The 25,516-nt window shown below is 71.5% G+C and carries 19 protein-coding genes and 1 pseudogene; 13 read left to right on the top strand and 7 right to left on the bottom strand.

All coding sequences use genetic code 11. The annotated features are described in order from the left end of the window. Positions 1-36: 36 nt before the first annotated feature. Genes ACWCPI_RS27130 through ACWCPI_RS27140 form a run of 3 tightly spaced genes read right to left on the bottom strand, consistent with a single transcriptional unit; the run spans position 37 to position 2,867 of the window. Positions 37-1,338: a coenzyme F420-0:L-glutamate ligase gene (locus ACWCPI_RS27130; protein WP_451040609.1), complete on the bottom strand. Its 1,302-nt coding sequence runs from the start codon at positions 1,336-1,338 to the stop codon at positions 37-39. A gap of 29 nt (positions 1,339-1,367) precedes the next feature. Next, positions 1,368-2,327 (bottom strand): 2-phospho-L-lactate transferase, encoded by a 960-nt coding sequence (gene cofD / locus ACWCPI_RS27135; protein WP_388813072.1) that lies wholly within the window; start codon positions 2,325-2,327, stop codon positions 1,368-1,370. 33 nt (positions 2,328-2,360) lie between these two features. After that, positions 2,361-2,867: a cysteine dioxygenase gene (locus ACWCPI_RS27140; protein ID WP_451040588.1), complete on the bottom strand. Its 507-nt coding sequence runs from the start codon at positions 2,865-2,867 to the stop codon at positions 2,361-2,363. A gap of 650 nt (positions 2,868-3,517) precedes the next feature. Between ACWCPI_RS27140 and ACWCPI_RS27145 the strand changes: the two genes are divergently transcribed. From ACWCPI_RS27145 to ACWCPI_RS27155, 3 genes are all read left to right on the top strand, one after another. Next, a complete protein-coding gene (locus tag ACWCPI_RS27145) occupies positions 3,518-3,781 on the top strand; it encodes a WhiB family transcriptional regulator (protein WP_003975777.1) in 264 nt (87 codons plus the stop codon). 180 nt (positions 3,782-3,961) lie between these two features. Next, positions 3,962-7,702 (top strand): glycosyltransferase, encoded by a 3,741-nt coding sequence (locus ACWCPI_RS27150; RefSeq protein WP_451040589.1) that lies wholly within the window; start codon positions 3,962-3,964, stop codon positions 7,700-7,702. Continuing rightward, positions 7,699-9,222, top strand: a complete 1,524-nt coding sequence (locus ACWCPI_RS27155) for a DUF5719 family protein (protein WP_451040590.1) — start codon at positions 7,699-7,701, stop codon at positions 9,220-9,222. Before ACWCPI_RS27150 ends, ACWCPI_RS27155 begins: the two co-directional genes overlap by 4 nt. Before the next feature lie 65 nt (positions 9,223-9,287). Here ACWCPI_RS27155 and ACWCPI_RS27160 read toward each other — a convergent pair whose 3' ends face one another. After that, positions 9,288-9,737, bottom strand: coding sequence for a metallopeptidase family protein (locus ACWCPI_RS27160; RefSeq protein ID WP_388813109.1), 450 nt, complete (start codon positions 9,735-9,737; stop codon positions 9,288-9,290). 341 nt (positions 9,738-10,078) lie between these two features. On the opposite strand from ACWCPI_RS27160, the gene ACWCPI_RS27165 reads away from it, so the two are divergent. The 7 genes and pseudogenes from ACWCPI_RS27165 (at position 10,079) to ACWCPI_RS27195 (ending at position 16,950) form a co-directional block, all read left to right on the top strand. Next, on the top strand, positions 10,079-10,456 hold the full coding sequence (locus ACWCPI_RS27165) for a DUF3499 domain-containing protein (protein ID WP_004000721.1): 378 nt from the start codon (positions 10,079-10,081) through the stop codon (positions 10,454-10,456). 514 nt (positions 10,457-10,970) lie between these two features. Then, a pseudogene (locus ACWCPI_RS27170) lies at positions 10,971-11,267 on the top strand (L-lactate permease); the annotation flags it as partial. A gap of 112 nt (positions 11,268-11,379) precedes the next feature. Then, entirely contained in the window at positions 11,380-12,744 is a 1,365-nt protein-coding gene (locus tag ACWCPI_RS27175) for a phosphomannomutase/phosphoglucomutase (RefSeq protein WP_451040591.1), read from the top strand. A gap of 200 nt (positions 12,745-12,944) precedes the next feature. Continuing rightward, positions 12,945-13,115: a Trm112 family protein gene (locus ACWCPI_RS27180; protein WP_015659983.1), complete on the top strand. Its 171-nt coding sequence runs from the start codon at positions 12,945-12,947 to the stop codon at positions 13,113-13,115. 241 nt (positions 13,116-13,356) lie between these two features. Beyond that, the gene (locus tag ACWCPI_RS27185) at positions 13,357-14,484 is read left to right on the top strand and encodes an SIS domain-containing protein (RefSeq protein ID WP_451040592.1); all 1,128 of its coding nucleotides are present in this window, start codon (positions 13,357-13,359) and stop codon (positions 14,482-14,484) included. A 182-nt stretch (positions 14,485-14,666) separates the two neighbouring features. Next, positions 14,667-15,818 (top strand): mannose-6-phosphate isomerase, class I, encoded by a 1,152-nt coding sequence (gene manA / locus ACWCPI_RS27190; protein ID WP_451040593.1) that lies wholly within the window; start codon positions 14,667-14,669, stop codon positions 15,816-15,818. 154 nt (positions 15,819-15,972) lie between these two features. Then, positions 15,973-16,950, top strand: a complete 978-nt coding sequence (locus tag ACWCPI_RS27195) for a cation diffusion facilitator family transporter (RefSeq protein WP_451040594.1) — start codon at positions 15,973-15,975, stop codon at positions 16,948-16,950. Between the two features lie 80 nt (positions 16,951-17,030). Here the strand turns inward: ACWCPI_RS27195 and lepB are convergent, their stop codons facing one another. Both lepB and ACWCPI_RS27205 read right to left on the bottom strand, forming a co-directional pair. Continuing rightward, positions 17,031-17,732, bottom strand: a complete 702-nt coding sequence (gene lepB, locus ACWCPI_RS27200) for a signal peptidase I (RefSeq protein ID WP_451040595.1) — start codon at positions 17,730-17,732, stop codon at positions 17,031-17,033. 137 nt (positions 17,733-17,869) lie between these two features. Next, positions 17,870-20,014 (bottom strand): fructose-specific PTS transporter subunit EIIC, encoded by a 2,145-nt coding sequence (locus ACWCPI_RS27205; RefSeq protein WP_451040596.1) that lies wholly within the window; start codon positions 20,012-20,014, stop codon positions 17,870-17,872. Positions 20,015-20,520: 506 nt separating this feature from the next. Between ACWCPI_RS27205 and ahcY the strand changes: the two genes are divergently transcribed. Both ahcY and ACWCPI_RS27215 read left to right on the top strand, forming a co-directional pair. Continuing rightward, complete coding sequence (ahcY, locus tag ACWCPI_RS27210) at positions 20,521-21,978, top strand: adenosylhomocysteinase (RefSeq protein ID WP_451040597.1); 1,458 nt, start codon at positions 20,521-20,523, stop codon at positions 21,976-21,978. A gap of 290 nt (positions 21,979-22,268) precedes the next feature. Continuing rightward, positions 22,269-22,883 carry a hypothetical protein gene (locus ACWCPI_RS27215; RefSeq protein WP_451040598.1) on the top strand — a complete coding sequence of 205 codons (615 nt, stop codon included), beginning with the start codon at positions 22,269-22,271 and terminating at the stop codon, positions 22,881-22,883. A gap of 55 nt (positions 22,884-22,938) precedes the next feature. Here the strand turns inward: ACWCPI_RS27215 and ACWCPI_RS27220 are convergent, their stop codons facing one another. Beyond that, positions 22,939-23,979 carry an RDD family protein gene (locus ACWCPI_RS27220; protein WP_451040599.1) on the bottom strand — a complete coding sequence of 347 codons (1,041 nt, stop codon included), beginning with the start codon at positions 23,977-23,979 and terminating at the stop codon, positions 22,939-22,941. Between the two features lie 130 nt (positions 23,980-24,109). Here ACWCPI_RS27220 and ACWCPI_RS27225 point away from each other — a divergent pair, with 130 nt between their 5' ends. After that, positions 24,110-25,117, top strand: a complete 1,008-nt coding sequence (locus ACWCPI_RS27225) for a stage II sporulation protein M (protein WP_451040600.1) — start codon at positions 24,110-24,112, stop codon at positions 25,115-25,117. The last annotated feature ends 399 nt before the right edge of the window (positions 25,118-25,516 follow it).

Consider the following 25,516-nt stretch of genomic DNA (forward strand, 5'->3'; position numbering starts at 1 on the left):
GCGACCGCGGTCGTCCGCCGCGCCGCCGGTGCGCTGTCACCGCACCTCGATGAACGCCCCCGCGTCCCGGTCCGGACGCGGCCGGGGCTCCTCGGCCGGATGACCGACCGCCACCGCTCCCATCGGGTCCCAGTCCGGTGGCAGCCCGAGCACCTGGCGCACCACGTCCCGGCAGAACATCGTCGACGACACCCAGGCCGAGCCCAGCCGCTCCCCGGCCAGCGCGACCAGGAAGTTCTGCACCCCGGCGCCGGTGGCGACGACGAACATCTCCCGCTCGGCCCCGTCCCGCCGAGGGTCGCCGTAGGTGTGCGAGCCGTCCATGACCAGGCAGGGCACCACCAGGTACGGCGCGTTGCGCAGCACGTCCCCGCGGCGCACCCGCTTGGCGACGGACTCCTCGCTCTTGCCGTCCCGTCGCAGATCGGCGATCCACGCTTCCCGCATCGCGTCGAGCAGCCGCACACGCGACTCCTCCGACTCCAGCAGCACGAACCGCCACGGTGTCGTGTGATGCGGCGCCGGCGCCGTCACGGCCGCCGCGACCGCTCTTCGTACGGCGCCGGGGTCGACGGGCTCGTCGGTGAAGGCCCGTACGGTCCGCCGCTGGGTGACCGCCTCGCGTACCGCCTCCGACGTCCCCAGCCGGAACATGTCGTCGCGCGCGCCGCGCACCAGCGCCCGCGCGCCCTCCCCGTGCTCCTCGGCCACGGTGTGCGCCAGCCCGCGCACCACGGCGACGGGCAGGCCGGCGGCCTTCCCCTTCACCAGGTCACCGGCGGCGGCGAGTTCGTCCGCCGTCGCCACGACGGTCGCGCTGAGCGGATTGCCGTGCGCGTCCGTGCCGCCGCGCAGATCGTCGAGCACACGCACCCCGGCGGCGCCGATCGCCACGTCCGTGAGCCCCGCGCGCCAGGGTCGCCCGAAGGTGTCGGTGACGACGACGCCGACGGTGACGCCGAGGGCGTCGCGCAGGCCGTCGCGGATCGCCCGTGCGGACGCGTCGGGGTCCTCGGGCAGCAACAACACCGTCCCTGCGGGGGTGTTGGAGGCGTCGACCCCGGCGGCTGCCATCACGAGCCCCTGCCGGTTCTCGACGATACGGAGGGCGCCGCGCCGCGCCACGACCCGGACGGTCTCCGCGTCGATCGCCGCCTCCCGGTCGGCCGCCTCGACGATGCGCCCCTCCGCCTTGGAGACGATCTTCGAGGTGACCAGGAGCACGTCCCCGTCGGCGAGGCCGGGCTCGGCTGCGGCGATCAGCTTCGCGAGGTCGTCGCCCGGCTGGATCTCGGGAATCCCGGGGACGGGCCAGACCCGGTACCCCTTCGCCGACATGTCACCGGGTCCGTCGCTCGACACACCGCTCAAGCGCTTCGCACCTCCTCCGCCAGTGCCAGCGCCTCGCGGGCCATCTGCGCGGCCGCGTCGACGTCGGTCATCATCAGCGGCACGGCCCGGCAACGGATACCGGCCGCCTCGACCCGCTCGACGGTCCCGGCGTCCACGGTGTCGACGAGCCAGCCGTCGAGGAGCCCCGAGCCGTAGTGCTCGGCGACCGCCGCCGCCGTCGACTCCACGCCGACCGCCGCGAGCACCTTGTCGGCCATCCCGCGCACGGGGGCGTCCCCGACGATGGGGGACAGGCCCACCACGGGCACCCCGGCGTCGGCGATCGCCTCCCGGATGCCGGGCACGGCGAGGATCGTGCCGACCGAGACGACCGGGTTCGACGGCGGGAAGAGGATGACGTCGGCCTCGGCGACGGCCTCGAGGACGCCCGGCGCCGGCTTCGCCTGGTCCGCGCCCACCGGCACGATCGCCTCCGCCGGCACGGCGGCGCGCAGCCGCACCCAGTACTCCTGGAAGTGCACGGCCTTGCGTTCGCCGTCCACCTCGACGGCGACATGCGTCTCCACGCGGTCGTCGGTCATCGGGATGAGACGGACGCCGGGCTTCCACCGGTCGCACAGCGCCTCCGTCACCGCGCTCAGCGGATATCCGGCGCCGATCATCTGCGTCCGCACGATGTGTGTGGCGAAGTCCCGGTCGCCCAGCCCGAACCACTCCGGCCCGACCCCGTACGCCGCGAGCTCCTCCTTGAGATGGAAGGTCTCCTCGGCCCGGCCCCAGCCCTGTTCCTCGTTGATGCCGCCGCCCAGCGTGTACATCACCGTGTCGAGGTCCGGGCAGACCTTCAGGCCGAAGAGGTGGATGTCGTCGCCGGTGTTGCCGATGACGGTGATGTCCGCGTCCGGAACGGCCCGCTTCAGACCACGCAGGAACCGGGCACCACCGATGCCGCCTGCCAGAACCACAATGCGCATGGAAGCAGTCTTGCAGGCGGGTACGACAACGCGTCAGGCAGTCACCGCGCGCGGCTCCACTCGGGCCTCGCACGCCCGGGTGGTGTGCATCGGCATCTCGGTCAGGCCCGGGTAGTACACGTGCAGGCTCACCGCCGGTTCCAGGGCGTCGTTCGCCACCTCGTGCAGGTGACCCGGCGCGAAGACCTGCTGGGCGCCTGCCTCCAGCACGCGCGTGCCCCGCTCGGTGCGCTCGGTCAGCGTCCCGTCCAGGACGGTGAGGACGCCGGAGGACCGGCCGTGGTCGTGCAGTCCGCTGCCCTGTCCGGGGACCCAGGACAGCAGCCACACCTCGTAGCCGGGGCCGGTGCGCAGCCGGTGGTACCAGCGCGTGGTGGCGTCGTACCGGACGAGGTGCTCCCACTGGGAGCGGTCGGCCGCGATGGAGCGGGCCAGGCCGACGAACTCGGCGACGGTGGCCGGGTGCTCGCGCGGTGCCTGGAGGAGGTGGGGGACTTCGAGGATGTCGCCGGCGATCTGAAGGTCGCTGTCGCTGTTCATGGGGTGGGTGGTTCCTCAGTGAGAAAGGTCAGAGGGAACGAGAGCCGAGGGAAGGGTGGCTCGGCCTACAGCTGGAGCAGGTGTGGCTCAACAGCTGGGACAGCAACAGCTACAGCGAGCGCGGGCAGCACCGTGGGACCCGGCGGTGCGGGTCGAGGTGAGTGCCGAGTACGCGAGCATGCCCATAAGGACATCGGTTCATGCCTTCGGTGTCAACTCGACGCCCGGTGATGTGGGACATGTTTCACCTCATCCGGTTCATCTGAGTGGTGAAAGGTTTGTGCACGGGGTTGTCGGGACACATGGCGCACAACCGGGAGCGCATGGGCGTCGTTGCGATCCTGTGATCCGACTGTGATCCGGTTCGCTTCTGTGCGCGTGTGCAACGAGACCGAACTTCTGGGCGTCCTTTTCCGTACAGGCTCTGCGGAGGAGGAGGACACCCGTGCGGGCCCTGTCTGCTTGTCAAGGTTTAGGACGATTTGAACACTTTCCGCTAGGCCTTGGTTCCGCAGAGTGAATAAGGGGCTCAATAGCAGATCTCGGCTTGACTCGCCCGGAGCAGCACACTTGTAATTTCACTCGTGTCGTTCAGCCGAAATCGGTAACGGCAACATCACGGGGACGCGAAGGACTGACGAGGGGCGCACATGACCGAGCTGGTGCAGCAACTGCTGGTCGACGACGCGGACGAGGAACTCGGCTGGCAGGAGCGCGCGCTGTGCGCCCAGACCGACCCCGAGTCCTTCTTCCCCGAGAAGGGCGGCTCGACCCGCGAGGCCAAGAAGGTCTGCCTCGCCTGCGAGGTCCGCTCCGAGTGCCTCGAATACGCCCTCGCCAACGACGAGCGCTTCGGTATCTGGGGCGGTCTGTCCGAGCGCGAACGCCGACGCCTGAAGAAGGCCGCCGTCTGACGAGACGGCTCACATCCGCACCCGGAAACGTCACGTACGGCCCGTCGCAGGTGGGTTATCCACAGGCGGCGGGCCGCCGTCATGCCCAGCCGATAGTGTGGTCGCTCGTCCGAGAGGCACCGCTGCCCCCTTGGGGCACAGGCGTCCACCGCAGTCCATCGAACCGGGGCCCGTACCTCGATGTCCGTGCACAGCCACCCGGCAGCCCTTCCCGACCCCGCTGCCGCAGCAGGGTCTGACCCGGCCCGCCCGCCCGAGTTCCCGCGTCATGTGGTGACCGCGGTGCTCGTCTCCCACGACGGCGCCCGCTGGCTGCCCGACGCGCTCGCCGGGCTGCTCGGCCAGGAGCGCCCCGTCCAGTTCGCCGTCGCGGCCGACACCGGCAGCGCGGACCACTCCGCGCAGCTGGTCACCGACGCCCTCGGCGACGACCGCGTACTGCACCTAGCCCGGCGCACCGGGTTCGGCCAGGCCGTCGAGGAGGCCAACCGCAGCGCCCCCGTCCTCACCCCGGACGAGCTGACGTACCTGAAGCGGCCGAGCGGTTGGGACCCCGTCACGCGCACGTGGCGCGACGACGCCTACGACATGCCCGAACTCCCCCACGGGGAGCCGGTGCAGTGGCTCTGGCTCCTGCACGACGACTGCGCCCCCGAACCCGACGCCCTGGCCCAGCTGCTGCGCGTCGTGGAGAACGAGTACGAACTCGGCCGTGACGACGTGGCCGTCGTCGGCCCCAAGCTGCGCGGCTGGTACGACCGCCGACAGCTTCTGGAAGTGGGCGTCACCATCGCCAACTCCGGTCGCCGCTGGACCGGCCTGGACCGTCGTGAACAGGACCAGGGCCAGCACGACCACGTCCGGTCCGTGCTGTCCGTGTCCACCGCCGGCATGCTGATCCGGCGCGACGTCTTCGAAGAACTCGGCGGCTTCGACCGACGCCTGCCCCTGATGCGCGACGACGTCGACCTGTGCTGGCGCGCCACCGCCGCCGGCCACCGCGTCCTCGTCGCCCCCGAGGCGGTCGTACGACACGCCGAGGCGGCCTCCCGCGAGCGCCGCACCGTCGACTGCGTGGGCCGCACCGCCGCCTCCCCGCACAAGGTCGACAAGGCGGGGGCCGTCTACACCCTGCTCGTCAACACGCGCACGGCCGTCCTGCCCTGGGTCCTGCTGCGCCTGGTGCTCGGCACGGTCCTGCGGACGCTGGCCTACCTCGTCGGCAAGGTCCCCGGGCAGGCCCTCGACGAGATCCGCGGCCTCATGGGCACTCTGCTGCGGCCCGAGCGGATCATCGCCGGGCGGCGCACGCGCGGAACCCCGGTCATCGACAAGGCCGAGCTGCGGGCACTGTTCCCGCCGCCCGGCGCAACCGTGCGGGCCACCGTCGAGCAGGCCGCGGGCAGCCTGGTCGGCAGCTCCGACTCCGAGGCGGCCGCAGGCGCGGGACGGCACGGCGGCGCGATCGAGTCCGGACCCGGCGGCGACGACGCCGACTTCCTGGAGATAGAGCAGTTCGGCCGCCTCAAGCGCATCGCCCGCAAGCCCGGCCCGGTGCTCTTCCTGATGCTGCTGCTCGTCTCGCTGATCGCGTGCCGCGGGCTCCTGGGCGGCGGCGCCCTCGCCGGGGGCGCGCTGCTGCCCGCCCCGGCCGACTCCGGCGAGCTGTGGTCCCGTTATCTGGACGCCTGGCACCCGGTGGGCGCCGGGGGCACCCCGTCGGCGCCGCCGTATCTGGCGATCGTGGCGATGCTCGCCTCAGCGCTGCTGGGCTCGACCGGGCTCGCGGTCACCATCCTGCTGGTCTGCTCGGTGCCGCTGGCCGGTCTCACCGCCTACTTCGCCTCCCGCCCGCTCGTCGAGTCCCGTCTCCTGCGCGCGTGGGCGGCCGTCGCCTACGCCTTCCTGCCCGCCGTCACCGGCGCCCTCGCCGGCGGTCGCATCGGCACCGCCGTACTCGCCGTGCTGCTGCCGCTCATCGCGCGCGCGGGCATCGCCGCGAGCGGCCTGGCGAACGGCACCGGAGCGCGCGGCAGTTGGCGCGCGACCTGGGCGTACGCGCTGCTGCTGACGATCACCACGGCCTTCACCCCGATCGTGTGGCCGATCGCGCTGCTGCTCGGGGCCGCACTCCTGGTCGTGCGCCGCACCGACATCACGGCCTACGGTCTGCGCTTCCTGGCCCAGCTCGGCGTGCCCCTGCTGGTCCTCGCGCCCTCGTCGCTGTCGCTGCTCCCGTTCGGCTTCTTCCAGGAGGCCGGTCTGCAGTACGGCGCCTCCGCGGCGTCCGCCGTGGACCTGCTGGGCGTCAGCCCCGGCGGGCCGGGCACCGTCAGCGGGTTCATGCTCATCGGCGTCGTCCTGGCCGCGCTGGCCGCCCTGCTGCGTTCCGAGCGCCAGTCGGGAATCCTGGCCGCCTGGGCGGTCGCCCTGGTGGGCCTGGTCTTCGCGGTCCTGTCCAACAGCTCGGCCTGGGCCGGCCCCGCCACCCTCGTCTACGGCATCGCGCTCCTGGCCGCCGCCCTGCTCGGCGCGGACGGGGCACGCTCGCGTGTCGCCGAGCAGAGTTTCGGCTGGCGCCAGCCGGTCGCCGCGCTGATCGCCTTCGCGGCCGCCGCGGGTCCGCTGCTCGTCGCCGTCGGCTGGATGATCCGCGGCGCCGACAACCCCCTGGAGCGCCGGGACCCCGTGCAGGTGCCGGCGTTCGTCGCCGAGGAGAGCAACACCCGCGACCAGGCCCGCACCCTCGTCCTCGACAGCCACTCCGCGGCCCACGTCGCCTACATGCTCGTCCGCGGCTCCGGCGCCCGCCTCGGAGACGCCGAACTCGCCGCGGCCGACGGGGGGAACACCAAGCTCGACAAGATCGTCGCCAACCTCGTCGCCGGTTCCGGCGCCGACCAGGCCGACCAGTTGGGCGCGTTCGCGGTGCGTTACGTCCTGGTCCACAAGGGCGCCCCGCGCGAGGTCGCGCGCGTGCTGGACGCCACGCCCGGTCTGTCGCGGCTGAGCGAGCAGCACGGCAGCGCGCTGTGGCGGGTCGACCGCCAGGTCTCGCGTGCGGCCGTCGTCTCCGGCTCGGAGTCCGGGGCGGGTGCCGACTCCGGCGAGCCCCAGTCCGTCGCCGCCGGGCCCGTCGAGATCCACACCACCGTCCCGAGCGGCTCCGAAGGGCGTGTCCTGCGCCTGGCGGACAGCGCCGACGAGGGCTGGACGGCCACCCTGGACGGCAAGCCGCTCACCCCGACCACGGTCGACGGCTGGGCCCAGGGCTTCGAACTGCCCGCCTCCGGCGGCAGGCTCGACGTCACCTTCGACGACCCGGTCGGCCACACCGCCTGGCTGTGGGCGCAGGGTTTCCTCGCCGTGGTCCTCGTCGTGATGGCTCTTCCGGGGCGTCGCCGCGACGTCGACGACGACCTGCCCGAGGAGTCGGCCGTCCCGGCCGAGGCCGTGGCAGGCGAGGGCCGACGGGCCCGCCGGCTGCGTGCCCAGGCGGAGGCCGAAGAGACCGGGCAGGGCGGGGACTTCCCGGCTCCTCCCGCGCAGCAGCCGCCCGTGGCGATTCCCCACCAGCAGTCGTACGGGGCCGGGACGAGCACGGACGAGGACGCCCAGGGCTGGGGGAAGGACGCGTCAGGTTACGCGGGCGCCGCATACGGCACCTACGGCGGTGAGCAGTACCACGGCGGCCCGCAGTACCCCGAGGGCGGTGCCTACGACCAGCCGTACCAGCCGGATCCGTACCAGGGCGGCCAGTACGACCCGTACGCGTACGGCGGGCAGTCCGCCACCGGCGGGTACGACCAGACCTACGACGCCTCGTACGACCAGACGTACCAGCAGGGCTACGACGGCTCGTACGACCCCGGGCAGCAGCACCAGCACGGCAGTGAGCGTTCCGACGGGAGCCAGCAGTGAAGCGCACGACCCTCTCCCTGATCGCCGGTGCCGGCGCCCTCGCCGCCGTCACCGGGTTCGCGGCGCTCACCACGCCGGACGCGTCCGGCACGGACACCGCCAAGACGGCCGCCGAGCTGCCCGTGGAGCGTACGAGCCTGGTGTGTCCGGCGCCGAGCAGCTCGGACCTCGCCGAGACGACGTACACGTCGTTCACGCCCGTCACCAAGGGGACGGGGAGCGGCGGGAAGGCCCAACTGCGGTCCGCGGCGCAGGCGTCGGGGACCGGTGCGGGCGGCAAGGACAAGGCCGACGGCAGGACGGGCAAGGCCGGGGCGGCCGGTAAGGCCGACAAGCCCGTCCTTGAGGCCGAGGAGGTGGGTGCGCCGGTCACCGTGGACGCGTCCGGGCCCGAATCGCCGGCCCTGATCGGGACCGCCGACGGGAAGTTCGCGCCCGGTTGGACCGTCCAGGAGACCACCCAGGTCACCGCGGGATCGGGGCGCGGCCTGCAGGGCGTCAACTGCGTCGAGCCCGACACCGAGTTCTGGTTCCCCGGTGCCAGTACGGCCGCCGACCGCACGGACTACGTGCATCTGACCAACCCCGACGACTCGGCAGCCGTCGTCGACATCGAGCTGTACGGCAAGGACGGTGTCCTGGAGACCACGGTGGGGGAGGGGATCACGGTGCAGCCGCATTCGGGCGAGCCGGTCCTGCTGTCCACGCTCACCGGTGAGAAGCAGGACAACGTGACCGTGCACGTGAGCGTGCGCAGTGGCCGCGTGGGGGCCTCGGTGCAGGCGCTGGACGACAAGCTCGGCGGGGACTGGCTGGCGGCGTCCGCCGATCCCGCGGGGAGCCTGGTGCTGCCCGGCATACCGAAGGACGCCAAGGCCGTGCGGCTGGTCGCCTTCACGCCGGGGGACGCGGACGCGGACCTGAAGGTGCGGCTCGCCTCCCCCTCCGGGGCGATCACGCCGGCCGGGCACGAGACGCTGCATGTCAAGGCAGGCATGACGAGTGCCGTGGACCTCGGCGACGTCATGCGGGGCGAGGCGGGATCCCTGGTGCTGACGCCCACGGACCGGTCCGTGCCGGTGGTGGCCGCGCTGCGGGTGGTGCGCGGGTCGGGTGCCAAGCAGGAGACCGCGTTCATCCCGGCGAGCCGACCGGTGGGCGCACGCGCGACCGTGGTGGACAACAGGGCCAAGGGCACGACGCTGTCCGTGGCGGCGCCCTTCCGGTCGGCGCGGATCAAGGTGACGGCGTCGGGCGGCGGGGCCGGTACGGCGGCCTCGAAGACGTACACGATCAAGTCCGGAACCACCCAGGACCTGGACGTACCGGTGCCGGGTGGTCTGAAGGGCACGTACGCGCTGACGGTGGAGACGGTGTCGGGCGGCCCGGTCTACGCGGCTCGCACGCTTGCGGTGCCGGCGGAGGGCGTGCCCGGGTTCACGGTGCAGACGCTTCCGGACGACCGGGGGATGGTCGCCGTGCCGGAGGCGGACGAGGATCTGTCGGTGCTGCAGGAGTAGGGACGCGGGCGGGTCCCCCCGGGCGGCCTGCGCGACGGCCCGCGTCTGCCGCTCGGACAGGGGCGTCAGTCCTCGCCGTAGCGGGGATCCACCGTCTCCGGTGTCAGCCCCAGCAGCTCGGCCACCTGCTCCACGACCACCTCGTGGACCAGCGCGGCCCGCTCGTCCCGGCCCTTGGTGCGGATCTCCACCGGGCGGCGATAGATGACCACCCGTGCGGGGCGCCCCTCGCGTGCGGGGATGGTGCCGCCGAGGGGGACCGCCTCGTCGTTCCAGGTGCGGCCGGGGCCGTCCAGGCGAGGGACCTCCAGGACCAGGAAATCCATGTCGGCCAGCTGGGGCCAGCGGCGTTCGAGGCGTTCCACCGAGTCCTGCACCAGATCGGCGAAGGCGTCGGCGCGGCTCGCGGCCAGGGGAACCTGGGGCGGTGCGATCGGGCCGCGCATACCCCGACCGTGGCGATCACGGCGGCGGGGCCCGGGGCCGACGGCACGGGGCGGTACGGGGGTGTCCATCACTGGTGAAGGGTAGTCCCCGCGCGGGGCGCGTGGCGGATCGCCGGGTGCGGTCGGGTGACGTCGACCCGCTCGTACGGCATGTCGGCAGATGACCATTCCAGCCAAGGTTGGGCTCGTTTCCGTATCTCTCCGGGACCGTCGAGCTCGTGGTTATTGGTGTGGTTTGTGGTGAGTGGTGACCGGATTCGAACGCGTGCGGAATCTCGAAGGCGGGTTCCCGCGCAGGTCAGTGGCTTGGGGTGAAAGGGGCGTGTGGGGTGTTTCACAACACGACACGGTGGGGTGACCTGGGGGAGAGTCGTCGCGGCCCGCTCAAGAGTGCGGTACCGTCCAACGTCGTGAGCCCTGTACGTCGCTGTTCGCGCACCGCTTGCGGCCGTCCCGCCGTAGCGACGCTGACGTACGTCTACGCCGACTCGACCGCGGTCCTCGGCCCGCTCGCCACCTACGCCGAACCCCACTGCTACGACCTGTGCGCGGAGCACTCCGAGCGTCTCACCGCCCCGCGCGGGTGGGAGGTCGTACGACTGCTGGACGGTTCGGCCCCGGCCCGCCCCAGCGGGGACGACCTGGAAGCGCTTGCCAACGCCGTACGCGAGGCGGCCCGTCCGCAGGAGCGGGCGGCCGAGGCCGGCGGGGGCGGAGCGCGCGCCGCCGATCCGATGGAGGTCGCGCGGCGGGGACATCTGCGGGTGCTGCGTTCGCCCGACAACTGAGCCCGGGCCCAGGGCTGTTGTTCCATGGCTGTCCATGGCTGTTCTTCCCTGGGTGCGTGTATCGCGGGTGACGCACAGGCGTTGACGTGTCGTTGGCGCGGACGCGACCGTTCGTATGCCGGATCGAGAAGCCGCTTTCCGTGTGTCGGAATCAGGGTGGCGGAATCCGGGTGGCGCCCGTGCACGTCAAGGAACTGGAACCCCGTCGCCGGCTCGCTCGGCCTGTCCGCCCTGGTGGCAGCACAGCCGCTGGTGATCGTCTCGTCCTCGTTCTGTCGGGCGGGGTGCGCCTGAAAACGTATCTCGCTCGTCTCGCAGGGCTCCTGGCGGCCGTTCCGGCTGCCTGGCTCACCTGCTGGCGGCGCTCGGGTTCGAACCGTGCGTGCGGTGGTCGTCGCGTTGGTCGCCGACACCGCGTCCGTGGCATTCGCGCCATCGGCACGCCGGTGGTGACGTCGGCTCAGGTCCCCGGACTGCCGCTGGACGAGGTGGCGTCCGTGGTGGGGCGTCAGACGCCCTTGCCGGGTCGGACACCCCGGACAAACGCGCTGTTCGGCGCCTCGCAGGTGGCGGCTGCCCGGGAGTCGGGCTGTCCCCGGAACTCCTGGCCGCCGTCGACAGTTCAGGAGGTGTGCTCGGCAAGACGATCTCGCCGCAGAACCTCACCATCGCGGGCGCGGCGGTGGGGCTCACCGGCCGGGAGGGGGAGCTGCGGCGGCGGGTGCTGCCGGGGCGCCTCGGCCTGCTGCTGGTGGTGTGTCTGATCGTCGTCGGGCAGAGCTCACCGGTGCTGTGCTGGATGCTGCCCTGACCTCCGCGCTGACCTGAGGTTACGGCTGGGGTCCACTCAGCGGGCACACAGCGTGCTGTCGGTGGGGGCGGGTAGTTTGGGGTGACCGACAGGACTTCCAGGAGGGTTGGCCGTGGCTGCTGATCTGTCACAGCTCGTGAAGGCGTACGACGTACGCGGGGTCGTCCCGGACCAGTGGGACGAGCCGCTGGCCGAGCTCTTCGGGGCCGCCTTCGTCCAAGTGACCGGCGCGAGCGCGATCGTGATCGGGCACGACATGCGCCCCTCGTCGCCCGGCCTGTCCCGTGCCTTCGCGCGCGGAGCGGCGGCACAGGGCGTCGACGTCACCGAGATCGGCCTGTGCTCGACGGACCAGCTGTACTACGCCTCGGGAGCGCTGGACCTGCCCGGCGCGATGTTCACGGCCTCGCACAACCCGGCCCAGTACAACGGCATCAAGATGTGCCGAGCGGGCGCGGCCCCGGTCGGCCAGGATTCCGGCCTCGCGCAGATCCGCGAACTGGTCGAGGGCTGGACGGAGTCGGGCGCACCGGCACCCGCGGCGCAGACGGGAACGATCACGCAGCGCGACACGTTGGAGGACTACGCGGCCCACCTCCGCTCCCTCGTCGACCTGAGGACCATCCGCCCCCTGAAGGTCGTCGTCGACGCGGGCAACGGCATGGGCGGCCACACCGTCCCCACGGTCTTCGCCGGCCTGCCCCTCACCCTCGTCCCGATGTACTTCGAGCTGGACGGCACGTTCCCGAACCACGAGGCCAACCCGCTGGACCCGGCGAACATCGTCGACCTCCAGAAGCGGGTCCGCGAGGAGTCCGCCGACCTCGGTATCGCCTTCGACGGCGACGCCGACCGCTGCTTCGTCGTCGACGAGAACGGCGCCCCGGTCTCCCCGTCGGCCATCACCGCCCTGGTGGCCTCGCGCGAGCTCGCCAAGCACGGCGGCAAGGGCACGATCATCCACAACCTGATCACGTCCTGGTCGGTCCCGGAGGTCGTCGAGGAGAACGGCGGCACCCCGGTCCGCACCCGGGTCGGCCACTCGTTCATCAAGGCCGAGATGGCCAGGACCGGCGCCATCTTCGGCGGCGAGCACTCCGCCCACTACTACTTCAAGGACTTCTGGAACGCCGACACGGGCATGCTGGCCGCCCTCCACGTCCTGGCGGCCCTCGGTGGCCAGGACGGCCCGCTCTCGCACCTGGTCGCGCAGTACGACCGCTACACGGGCTCCGGCGAGATCAACTCCACCGTCGCCGACCAGGCGGGCCGTCTCGCGGCCATCAAGGCCACGTACGAGGGCCGAGAGGACGTGCGTCTCGACGAGCTCGACGGCCTGACCGTCACGGCGGCCGACTGGTGGTTCAACGTCCGCCCGTCCAACACCGAGCCCCTGCTCCGCCTGAACGCGGAAGCGCGCGACGACGCGACGATGGCGAAGGTGCGGGACGAGGTGCTGGCGATCATCCGGGGCTGAGGACGAAAGGGCCCGGAGCCCCTCGGGGCGGGACGGGCGAGCGCGGCGGGGCCGTGCCCGCGCACGGCCGCCGCGGCACCACCCGACCCGTCCGGCCCGCCCCGCGCAACCCCGGCACCCCGCCCTCACCGGCGGTACGCTGACCAGGCACATCCGCACACACGCACGTACCGCGCAACCCACCCCAGAAGGGACCCGCCATGCCGCTGGAAGCCGGCCTCCTGGAGATCCTCGCCTGCCCGGCCTGCCACGCCCCGCTCAAGGAGCAGGAGGCCGAGCTGATCTGCACCGGCCAGGACTGCGGCCTGGCGTACCCCGTCCGCGACGGTATCCCCGTTCTGCTGGTGGACGAGGCCCGCCGCCCCGCCTGACCCCGAGGCCACCGGCGTTTCGACACCGGCGTACGGCTTTCGGTCCACGGCACCATGACGACCGGTGGCCCGAGCGGAGAACCGCCCGCTCGCGCTCGACGGAAACCGGACCCGTACTGAGGGGAGCCGGACCCGTACTGACGGGACCGGACCCCTACTGACGGAAACCGGACCCGCACCCAGGGAACGCCGCACAGCCCGCTCCGCCCCAGTCCGCCCCGGCGCTCGGAGGCTGCCGCCCATGCTCGACGAATCGCTGCTCGACACGCCGGAGGCGCTCGCCGAGGCCGACCGGCGTGCCCTGCTCCGCGGTGCGGCCGAAGCCGGCGCCCGCGTCCGCACCGCCGCCCGGCACGCCGCCGAGGCCGGCGTCCACGACCTCAAGCCCGACGGCCGCCCCCGCGCCGTCCTCATCGCGGGCCCCGGCGCCGCCGCCATCTGCGTGGCCGACCTCCTCGGCACACTCGCCGGCGCCACCAGCCCCGTAACCCGGCTGGCCCCCTCCGGCGTGGCCCCCGCCGCGGGCGCCCTGCGTTGGGAGCTGCCCGGCTGGGCGGGCTCCGTGGACCTGCTGCTGATCACCACCCCCGACGGCACCGAGCCGGGCCTCTCCCTGCTCGCCGAGCAGGCCTACCGCCGAGGCTGCACGGTCGTCGCGGTGGCACCCTCCGGGACCCCCCTCACCGAGGCGGTGCACGGCAACCATGGCCTGTTCGTGCCGATGGCGACGACCCCGTACGAGCACGACGAACCCCTCGCCGCCTCCGCCCCCGGCGTCCTGTGGGCGCTGCTCACCCCTCTCCTGGCGCTCCTGGACCGCACCGGCACGCTCGCCGCCCCGCCCGAGGCCCTGGAGAAGGTCGCCGACCGCCTCGACCACATCGCCGAACGCTGCGGCCCCGCCATCGCGACCTACAGCAACCCGGCGAAGACCCTGGCCGCCGAACTCGCCGACACCCTCCCGCTGATCTGGACCGAGGGCGTCTCCGCCGGCCCGGCAGGCCGGCGTTTCGCCGCCGCGCTCGCCGAGCTCTCCGGCCACCCCGCCCTGGTCGCCGAACTGCCCGAGGCCCTCTCCTCGCACAGCGCGCTGCTCGCCGGCCCGCTCGCGGCGAGCGCCGACCCCGACGACTTCTTCCGGGACCGGGTGGAGGAGCCACCCGCCCTGCACGCGCGCGTGGTGCTGCTGCGCGACCGCCCCAGCGGCGGCCTCACCGCCGCGCCCACCGCCCGCGACCTGGCCCTGAGCCACGACACGCCGATCAGCGAGCTGGAGCCGGAGGCCGGTGGCGAACTGGAGACCCTCGCGGAACTGATCGCCATCACGGATTTCGCCGCCGTTTACCTGGCGCTCGCTTCGGTTGTCTGATCTGTCCCAGGACAGCCTGACGGCCTCACGGCGTGACGCCCTGACGGCCGTACGGACAAGGAAATGACAGCCGTACGCGCAAGGAAGCGGCAGCCGTGCACAAGCCGGACCAGCGTCAGCCGGGCCCGCGTCCACCGAAGACCACGCCGCGCCGCACTCACAGAGAGCAGACACGGAACCGCATGGACCGCCTCGACAACACCATCCGCCCCTACGCCTGGGGTTCCACCACCGCGATCCCGAAGCTCCTCGGGGCAGAGCCGACCGGCGAACCGCAGGCGGAGATGTGGATGGGCGCCCACCCCGGCGCCCCCTCGCGCACCGGGCGCGGCACCCTCGTCGAGGTCATCGAGGCCGACCCGGAGCGTGAACTGGGCGCCGCCGCCGTCGCCAAGTTCGGCCCCCGACTGCCCTTCCTCCTCAAGATCCTCGCCGCCGGGGCTCCGCTCTCCCTCCAGGTGCACCCCGACCTGGCACAGGCGAGGGCCGGCTACGAGGACGAGGAGCGCCGGGGCATCCCGGTGGACGCCGGCCACCGCAACTACAAGGACGCCAACCACAAGCCCGAACTGATCTGCGCGCTCACCGAGTTCGACGGCCTGTGCGGCTTCCGTGACCCGCTGCGGGCCGCCGACCTGCTGGACGGCCTCGGCGTCAACTCCCTCAAGCCGTACGTCGACCTGCTGCACGCCCACCCCGAGGACGCCGCCCTGCGCGAGGTGCTCACCGCGATCCTCACCGCCGACCCGGACGAGATGGCCCACACCGTCGCCGAGGCCGCGGCCGCCTGCTCCCGCCTCGGCGGCGACCACGCCCCGTACGCCGACATCGCCCACCACTACCCGGGCGACCCCGGTGTCATCGCCGCGATGCTGCTCAACCGCGTCCGGCTGCAGCCCGGCGAGGCCCTGTTCCTCGGCGCCGGCATCCCGCACGCGTACCTCAGCGGCCTCGGCGTCGAGATCATGGCCAACTCCGACAACGTCCTGCGCTGCGGCCTGACCCCCAAGCACGTCGACGTCCCCGAACTCCTGCGCGTCGTCCGCTTCGAGGCGGGCGACCCGGGCGTGCTGCGCCCCGAGGCAGCTCCGGACGGCGAGGAGGTCTACGAGACCCCGACCGACGAGTTCCGGCTGTCCCGGTACGTGCTCCCGGAGGGCGCCGTCGCCCACGACCTCACGCGCGCGACCCCGCAGATCCTGCTCTGCACCGCCGGTTCCGTCCGCGTCGGGGAGCACCGGCTCACGCCGGGCGGATCCGTCTTCGTACCGGCAGGGGAGCGGACCGAACTGGCCGGTGCCGGTACGGTCTTCCGGGCAACGGTCGTCGTCTGACGGACGCCATCCGGCGACCCGGCGCGCCGTTGTCGGAGCGGGCTGCAACAATGGCCCACCGGCAAAGGACGGGCAAAGCCGATCGGGGGCCAGGCTTCCCTTTCGGTGGCGCCCGGGACGGCGTACGTACGAAGTCGAAGGGACAACGCGACACATGAGCGCGTCAGGCGGTACCAAGGCGATCGTGGCGGCACTCGCCGCCAACCTCGCGATCGCGGCATCGAAGTTCGTGGCGTTCGCGTTCAGCGGCTCGTCGTCGATGCTCGCCGAGGGCGTGCACTCGCTCGCGGACTCCGGCAACCAGGCCCTGCTGCTGGTCGGCGGCAAGAAGGCCCAGCGCGAGGCGACCCCCCAGCACCCCTTCGGCTACGGCCGCGAACGCTACATCTACGCCTTCCTCGTCTCGATCATCCTGTTCTCGGTCGGCGGCATGTTCGCCCTCTACGAGGGCTACGAGAAGATCAAGCACCCGCACGAGATCGAGCACTGGTACTGGCCGGTCGGCGTCCTCGTCTTCGCGATCATCGCCGAGACCTTCTCCTTCCGCACGGCCATCAAGGAGTCGAACGTCCTGCGGGGCCGCAAGTCCTGGAAGGAGTTCGTCCGCCACGCCAAGGCCCCCGAGCTGCCCGTCGTGCTGCTGGAGGACCTCGGCGCGCTGGTCGGTCTGATCCTCGCCCTGGGCGGCGTCAGCCTCGCCCTGCTCACCGGTGACGGCGTCTGGGACGGCATCGGCACCATCTGCATCGGCGTCCTGCTCGTCCTGATCGCGGTCGTCCTGGCCATCGAGACCAAGTCGCTGCTGCTCGGCGAGTCCGCCGGCGTCGACGAGGTCAACAAGATCGAGGCCGCCGTCGTCGACGGTGACGCGGTCACCCGCATCATCCACATGCGCACGCTGCACATCGGCCCCGAAGAGCTCCTGGTAGCCGCCAAGATCGCCGTCCGCCACGACGCCACGGCCGCCCAGATCGCCTCCGCCATCGACGCCGCCGAGTCCCGCATCCGCGAGGCCGTCCCGATCGCCCGCGTGATCTACCTCGAACCCGACATCTACAGCGAGGCCGACGCGGCCAAGGGCCCCGACCCCGAGGCGACGCCCGGGGGAGCGGCGCCGAGCGCCGGACACTGACGTCCCCCAGCGGCGCTGCCCGCAACGGCCATGGGGCCCGCCGAGTCACTCGGCGGGCCCCATGGGCTTCGTACACCTCCTCAGCCCTGCACCGCCCACGGCGGCGGAGGCGGCACCGCGGCCCGCGCCCGTCGCCGTACGACCACGGCGGCGATCCCCAGACCGACCCCGACCGGCACCAGCAGCGCCCCGAGCACCATCGCTGTCCCGAGCACCGCGGGCACCGTCAAGTCCTCGATCACACGTCCCCGGATCACCGAATCCGCAAGCGTCCCGCCCTGGTCGTCGAGGAAGGCCCGCGCGTCACGGGCGTTCGCACGATGGTCGCCCAGCATGAACAGCCGCCCCTCGGGAACCGACACGTCGTAGGAGGCCACGCCGAACCCACGGCTGTCCTCGGGGCTCTTCAGATACGGCTCCTGCAGCGGCCGTCCGTTGACAAGGACCCGTGTGTCCGCGCCCGCTCCCGTGCAGCACGTCACATGGTCGCCGCCCACGCCGATGACGCGTTCCATCACCAGCGCGTCGAAGCCGTACCGGTCCGGCGCCGAGAACACGACGACATCACCGCGCCGCACGTCGCTCCCGTCGATCCGCTCGTAGAAGATCCGGTCCCCCGGGCCGTACGTCGGCGTCATGCTGTCGCTCGACACGACCGAACCACCGAAGGCGTGCTGCGCGTAGGCGAGACCACCGAGCCCCGACAGCAGCCCCACCAGCCCCACCACGACGGCTGCGATCCCCAGCCCCCGCCCCTTGCCGGACATTTCGTACCCCCTCATGCGGCCCTTCCGCGGGCGCAGAGCCTAGCGGCCGTACATGACCGGTCTGTGCGGGCCCGCGCCCGGCCCACCAGGCCCGCGCCCGGCAACCCACTGGGCACGGCCCCGACCCACCGGGCGCGGCCCCGGCCTTGCTGCTATCCGACCTCGCGCAGCGCCCCGAGGACGGCGGACTCGTCCGGCGCGGCCAGCAGGCGCTCCCGGAACCCCGCGTCCGTCAGCCTCCGCGACAGCTGCGCCAGAATCCGCAGATGCTCGTCACCCGCGGCCGCCTCCGGTACGGCGATCATGAACACCAGCCGCGCCTTCGTACCGTCCGGCGAGCCCCACTCCACACCCTGCGCCGACCGCGCGAAGCCGACGACCGGCGCGGTGACCGCATCCGTCTTGGCATGCGGAATCGCGATCTCCTCACCGAGCCCGGTGGTGCCCTGCGCCTCCCGCCGCAGCGCGCACGCCACCAGCTCGTCCAGGTCGGCCACCCTTCCGGTACGCGCCAGCAGCTCAGCCATCTCCCGGATCGCGGACGCCTTGTCGGCCGCTTCGAGCCGGACCTTCACGGTCTGACGGGTGAGACGGCCCAAGAGAACCTCGTCCGCTCCACTCCCGGCGGCTGCCGGAGCGCGGTCCACGGTCTCTTCGGACTCCGCAGTCTCCTTCGTCTCCTCGGGCCCCGCCGGCCCAGTCGACGTGGCCCCGGAGGACGCACCGGCCCCGACCGCTCCCGACTCGCGTACGGTTCCCCGCGCCGCGACACCACCGGCGCCCACCCCGACCAGCGCGGGCTCGGGGCCGGCCGTGCCGACGCCGATGACGGGCTCCCCCCGCCGCCTGCGCTCACCGACGTCGACCAGGGCGACCGTGGCCAGCGCGGTGACGACCGAGCCGATGGCCACGGCCACGAAGAACATCGGTACGCCGCTCACCGCACCCAGCACCGCGACGATCGGGCCACCGTGCGGCACCGCGTCCTCGACCCCGGCGACACCGGCGATGGCTCCGGCCACCGCGCCGCCCAGCATGTTGGCCGGGATGACCTGCGCGGGCCGCGCCGCGGCGAACGGGATCGCGCCCTCGGAGATCCCGAAGCACCCCATGAACAGCGAGGCGAGCCCCGTCTCCCGTTCCTGCTCGGTGTACAGCCGCCTCCGTATCAGCGTCGCCAGGCCCTGCCCCAACGGCATGACCGGGATCGCCGCCGCGCACATCCCCATGACCGTCTGGTTGCCGGTCGCGATGAGCCCCGCCCCGAACAGGAACGCCGTCTTGTTGACCGGCCCGCCCATGTCGAACGCGATCATGAGCCCCAGGATCGCGCCGAGCAGGATCGCGCTGGTACCCGTCATCCCGCTGAGCCAGTCGGTCAGGTGCTCGAACACCCAGGAGATCGGCTCACCGATGACGTAGATGAAGAACAGCCCGAGCGCGGTCGTCGCCACGATCGGGATCACGATGATCGGCATGATCGGCTGCGCGAACTTCGGAACCCTGACCTTCTTGATCCACACCACCAGATACCCGGCGAGGAACCCGGTCACGATCGCCCCGATGAACCCGGCCCCCGCCTTGGAGCCGTACAGCTCGCCGGTGTCGGCGATCCAGCCACCGATCATGCCGGGCACGAGGGCGGGCCGGTCCCCGATGGCATACGCGATGTATCCGGACAGGATCGGCACCATCAGCGTGAAGCCGATGACACCGATGTTGTTCACATCCATCCAGAAGGAGTCCTTCGGGATGACCAGACCGCCCGACGGGTCGGTGTGTCCGCCGAGCGAGAGCGAGATCGCGATCAGCAGCCCGCCGACCACCACGAACGGGATCATGTAACTGACCCCGTTCATCAGCGCCTTGTAGCCGGCGCTCCGCTCCTTGCCGCCTCCGGCGGTGGATGAGGACGTCGGAGCGCCGCCCGTCCCGTGCACCGGCGCCGACAACACCCGCTCGAGCAGCTGCTCAGGGTGGCGAATGCCCTCGGCCACCCCGACGCTCAGTACCCGTTTGCCGACGAAACGGCTCAGGTCCACGTCCTTGTCCGCGGCGACGATGACACCGTCGGCGTGGTTGACATCGTTGTCATCGAGGATGTTTTCAGCCCCGATGGATCCCTGGGTCTCCACCTTCATGTCGATACCGCGGCTCTCGGCGGCCTGCGCGAGCTTTTCCGCCGCCATGTACGTGTGCGCGATGCCGGTCGGGCACGCGGTCACCGCGAGCAGCTTCAACCGCTGCCGCTCGCCACCGCCGCTGCCCGTGGGGGGAGGGCCGGCCGGACTGGTCACATCGATCTCCTCACGCCTTTGTCATACGGACCGCCGTCCCGGGCGACCCGCAGGATCGATCAGTTGGTCAGATCTCCCGGGCATCCTGCACCACCTCGCCGCAGACTCAAAGACCAGAAGATCCCTGTAGATCCCGCTTGATTGCCTCCTGTCGACCGTTTGTCGGTGTCCTGTTATCGCTCCCGCCCCCGGCCTTCGCACCAGGCCGTCACCAGACCCACCACCAGACCCACCACCGCGGGGAGCGGCCGTCTTGATGGCGTGATCTGTTCGCAGGCGGACTGGGGGCGGCCGGGCCTCCCGGTGTAGCTTGGGACAGAGCCAGACGTCGCTGCTGATGGCGGTCGGGCGGTCCCGACACGGACCGACCGAGGGAGAGAGGGCCTCCGACGGACTGCGCTGCGCGTTACGCGGGCATGCCTGTGTCCTCTTCGGGCACCCCTGTGTCCGCCGCCGCGCAGACCAGCCGTACCCACCCTCGCCCCAACCCCGAGGAGCAGCTCGCAATGACGACTGTCGAGAACCGACAGGACTTCAAGGTCGCCGACCTCTCCCTGGCCGAGTTCGGCCGCAAGGAGATCACCCTCGCCGAGCACGAGATGCCCGGCCTGATGGCGATCCGCAAGGAGTACGCCGAGGCCCAGCCGCTGGCCGGCGCCCGCATCACCGGCTCCCTGCACATGACCGTGCAGACCGCCGTCCTCATCGAGACCCTGGCCGCCCTCGGCGCCCAGGTCCGCTGGGCCTCCTGCAACATCTTCTCCACCCAGGACCACGCGGCCGCCGCCATCGCCGTCGGCCCGAACGGCACGCCGGACAACCCCCAGGGCATCCCGGTCTTCGCCTGGAAGGGCGAGACCCTGGAGGAGTACTGGTGGTGCACCGAGCAGGCCCTGACCTGGCCGGACAGCCCCACCGGCGGCCCGAACATGATCCTGGACGACGGCGGTGACGCCACCCTCCTCGTCCACAAGGGCGTCGAGTACGAGAAGGACGGCAAGGTCCCGGACGTCGACACCGCCGAGTCCGACGAGCACCGCGTCATCCTCGAACTCCTGCACCGCACCATCACGGACGGCTCGCAGAAGTGGACCCAGCTGGCCTCCGAGATCCGCGGCGTGACCGAGGAGACCACGACCGGCGTCCACCGGCTGTACGAGATGCAGCGCGACGGCATCCTCCTGTTCCCGGCGATCAACGTCAACGACGCCGTCACCAAGTCGAAGTTCGACAACAAGTACGGCTGCCGCCACTCCCTGATCGACGGCATCAACCGCGCCACCGACGTCCTCATCGGCGGCAAGACCGCGGTCGTCTGCGGCTACGGCGACGTGGGCAAGGGCTGCGCGGAGTCCCTGCGCGGACAGGGCGCCCGCGTGATCGTCACCGAGATCGACCCGATCTGCGCCCTGCAGGCGGCGATGGACGGCTACCAGGTCACGACCCTCGACGAGGTCATCGACAAGGCCGACATCTTCATCACCACGACCGGCAACAAGGACATCATCATGGCCTCGGACATGGCCAAGATGAAGCACCAGGCGATCGTGGGCAACATCGGCCACTTCGACAACGAGATCGACATGGCCGGCCTCGCCAAGATCCCGGGCATCGTCAAGGACGAGGTCAAGCCCCAGGTGCACACCTGGACCTTCCCCGACGGCAAGGTGATCATCGTCCTGTCCGAGGGCCGCCTGCTGAACCTGGGCAACGCCACCGGTCACCCGTCGTTCGTGATGTCCAACTCGTTCGCGGACCAGACGCTGGCCCAGATCGAGCTGTTCACCAAGCCCGACGCCTACCCGACCGGCGTGTACACGCTGCCCAAGCACCTCGACGAGAAGGTCGCCCGCCTCCACCTGGACGCGCTCGGCGTGAAGCTGACGACGCTCCGCCCCGAGCAGGCCGCCTACATCGGTGTCGAGGTCGAGGGCCCGTACAAGCCGGACCACTACCGCTACTGAGCCCAGCCAGGGCCGGTTCGAGTCGCCGTGAGCCGCACCGCCCGAGCGAACTTGCTGGGCGGTACGCCTCACAGGGCAACCCCCGGCCTCGGCCGGCGCACCACGGACGCCGGCCGGCGTGCGCGGTACGCACGGCAGCCCCCACCGAGCCCGCCCGTGCACTGGCGCGCTGTTCAGCAGCGAACCTCCGAGACAGGCCCCCGCACCCCCGTGTCGGGGGCCTGCCTCTTCGGCCATGCGGCTTCTCCAGCCGATAGGGCCGGATCAGCCCGTCAAGACCCAGGACCCCGATGCCCCGCGGCCGCTATTCGCTCCACGATCCGCACGATCACACCCCTCTCGCAGAAGAGCACTTCCACTGCGCCCCCGGCCCTTCCGGCTGGCGCTACGTCTCCCAGCTGACCACCCCCGCGGGCGACCACTGCGGCTCCGTCGACCTCGCCCTGGACGAACTCGGCCGCCCCATCCGCCTCGAACTCCACGCCGGCGGCTGGCAGGTACGCGGCGCCGCCCTGGACGGCGTCACCTGGGTCCGTACCGACCCCACCGGGGCTCAGGCCACGGAAGGCAATGTGCGCGCCCACGCCTTCACCGGGTCGTCCCCCGCGTTTCTCATCGCCACCACCCGTCTCCTGCGCCTCACCCCTTCCGCCTCCGCAACTCGCGTACGCCTCCTGGCCCTTACGGACCCGGTCCTGGCCCCGCGCACCGTGGACCAGTCCTGGGCTCTGGTGAACAGAGAAACACACGCCACTGACAACGGCCCTCTGACCGTGGACGAGTACCAGGTCACAGCCCTGGACACAGGTGAACAGCACGCCGTGCACATCACGGGCGACGTGGTTCTCGCCGCCCCCGGCATCGAGCTGGAAGACCTGGAATCGCCACCGTCCACGTTCACTTGAGCGAGGCGGGCACGACCGGGCCACCGGGCAGCCGCCGCCCAGGAACGGCGAAGCCCTAGGCGGGCGGTACGAAGCCGGTGGCGGGCCGGTTGTCCGGTGGCGTGTCCTGCGGGGCTGCGGCGCGTGGAGGGACCGGCGAGTGCTGAGCCGCTTCCTGCGGCACGGCGGACCGCTCCCACTCCTTCCGACCCGTCGGCTGAACGCCCACCGGAGCCCCCGGCCCTCTGTGTGGGGCAGTCAGTGGCGATGGAGGCCCAGCCGGCGTCACCGGCGGTCCATATGCGTGCGGGGTCGGTGCTCCAGCCGCAGCCCCCGCACCGTGCGCAGGGCCCGCACCACCAGCGGCCCCGCCACCGAAAGCGCGCCTCGCCTCTCGGGCCTGCCGTTCCTGCAGAACGGCGGCCAGGAACGCCGCCGGCGGCACACCCTGCGGTGCTGGAGCACCTGTGCGCGCGGCGACGTCCGTCGCGAGCCGCTCCGCCATGTTCCAGGCGACCTGGGGGTCGAGTTGCTGCATCCGCGTCAGGTACTGGCGGACGGCGAGCCACAGGTCATCGGGAACCGCCGACAGGTCAAGCCCCGAGAACCGCCCGGCCAGCCACGGCGGCGGCGGGGGAACGAACCCCGTGCGTGCAAGCGGCACCCTTTCCCGTACGACGAGAGTCCCGGCGAACACGTCACCGAGCCGCCGCCCGCGCGCGGACACCAGCGAAGCGATGACGGCGATGACGCCGAACGTCATCACAATCTCGATCACGCCGATGAGACCCCGCACCAACGCGTGCCTGAACCGGATCGGACCGCCGTCGTCGCGCACCACACGCAGCCCGCACGCCAGCTTCCCGAGCGAGCGCCCATGGCTGAGCGTCTCGACCGCGATCGGCCCGCCGACCAGCAACAGAACGAACATCGCGATCGACAGCGCGGTCTGCGCCGCCTCGTCCAGCGAAGCGGTGGCCGCCATCACTCCAATGGTCACGGCGACATAGGCGACCACGGCCACTGTCAGATCCAACAACACGGCCAGCGCCCTGCTGGGCAGCTTCGCGGGGCGCAACTCCAGCGCCACCGCCTCGCCCGTCACCAGCTCACTCACGCCGTTCGTCCTTCCCCTGACCTGCCCCTGGAATGGCCAGTCTGCCAAGCTGAGGGCGCATCGCGCCGCAGTACGACAAGCTGACATCCACGACGAGTCGCCGACGAACAGCCGGGGAGCAGGAAAGCAGATGGACCTCGACGTCTTCGTCACCGCCCACCGTGCCGAATGGGACCGCCTCGAAACCCTGCTCGGGCGCCAGCGCCGCCTCACCGGCGAGGAGACCGACGAACTCGTCTCCCTCTACCAACGCACCGCCACCCACCTCTCCCTGATCCAGTCCAGCGCCCCCGACCCCCAGCTGACCGGTCGGCTGAGCCAACTGGTGGCACGCGCGCGCAGCGCCGTCACGGGCACACGACGCGCCTCATGGCGAGACGTCACCCGCTTCCTCACCCACGGCTTCCCCGCAGCCGTCTACCGATCGCGCCACTGGTGGGTGCCTACGGCGCTGCTGTCCACCCTCGTCGCGGCGCTCCTGGGCTGGTGGATAGGCACGCACCCCGAAGTACAGGCCACCATCGCGGCCCCCAGTGAACTGCGAGAGCTCACCCGCCCCGGCGGCCAGTACGAGACGTACTACTCAAGCCACCCCGCCGCCTCCTTCGCCGCCCAGGTGTGGACGAACAACGCCTGGGCCGCCGCCCTCTGCCTGATCCTGGGCGTCTTCCTCGGCCTGCCAGTGCTCTGGATCCTCTTCCAGAACATGCTCAACCTCGGGGTCGGCTTCGGCTTGATGTCGTCGGCAGGACGCCTGGACACCTTCCTCGGCCTCGTCCTGCCGCACGGGCTCCTCGAACTGACCGCGGTCTTCGTCGCCGCCGGCACCGGCCTGCGTCTCGGTTGGACGCTCATCGACCCGGGCCCGCGCACCCGACGCCACGCCCTCGCCGAAGAGGGACGTGCCGCCATAGGCATGGCGATAGGACTCGCCCTGGTCCTCTTCGTCTCGGGCGTCATCGAAGGCTTCGTCACGCCCTCGGGCCTGCCCACCTGGGCCCGCATCAGCATCGGTATCGCCGCTGAACTGGCCTTCCTGGCTTACGTCTATGTCCTGGGCGGCCGAGCTGCCCGTGCCGGAGAGACAGGCGACGTCGAGGCGGCCGAGCGCAGGGCCACGGTTCCCACGGCGGCCTGATGTGCGTACACACCTGCTGAGCTGCTAGTCTCCTCTTCGCCCCGCAGGAGCCGTTGACACGGAACGTGTGGGGAGGTAGATTCGAACAGTTGCCTGGAAGTGGATGCAGTCCACCCGGGCCGAGTGAAAATCTATCTGCTTCAGTGGAACATCGATTCCCGAGAAGCCCCTCCCGATGAATCGGAAATTGAGTGGCTGGTCAATCCGGCCCGAGAGTTCTGATAAAGTCGGAAGCGCCGGAAAGGGAAACGCGAGAGCGGGAACCTGGAAAGCACCGAGGAAATCGGATCGAGAAAAGATCTGGTAGAGTCGGAAACGCAAGACCGAAGGGAAGCGCCCGGAGGAAAGCCCGAGAGGGTGAGTACAAAGGAAGCGACCGTTCCTTGAGAACTCAACAGC

The organism is Streptomyces sp. NPDC001920 (genome assembly GCF_053594495.1).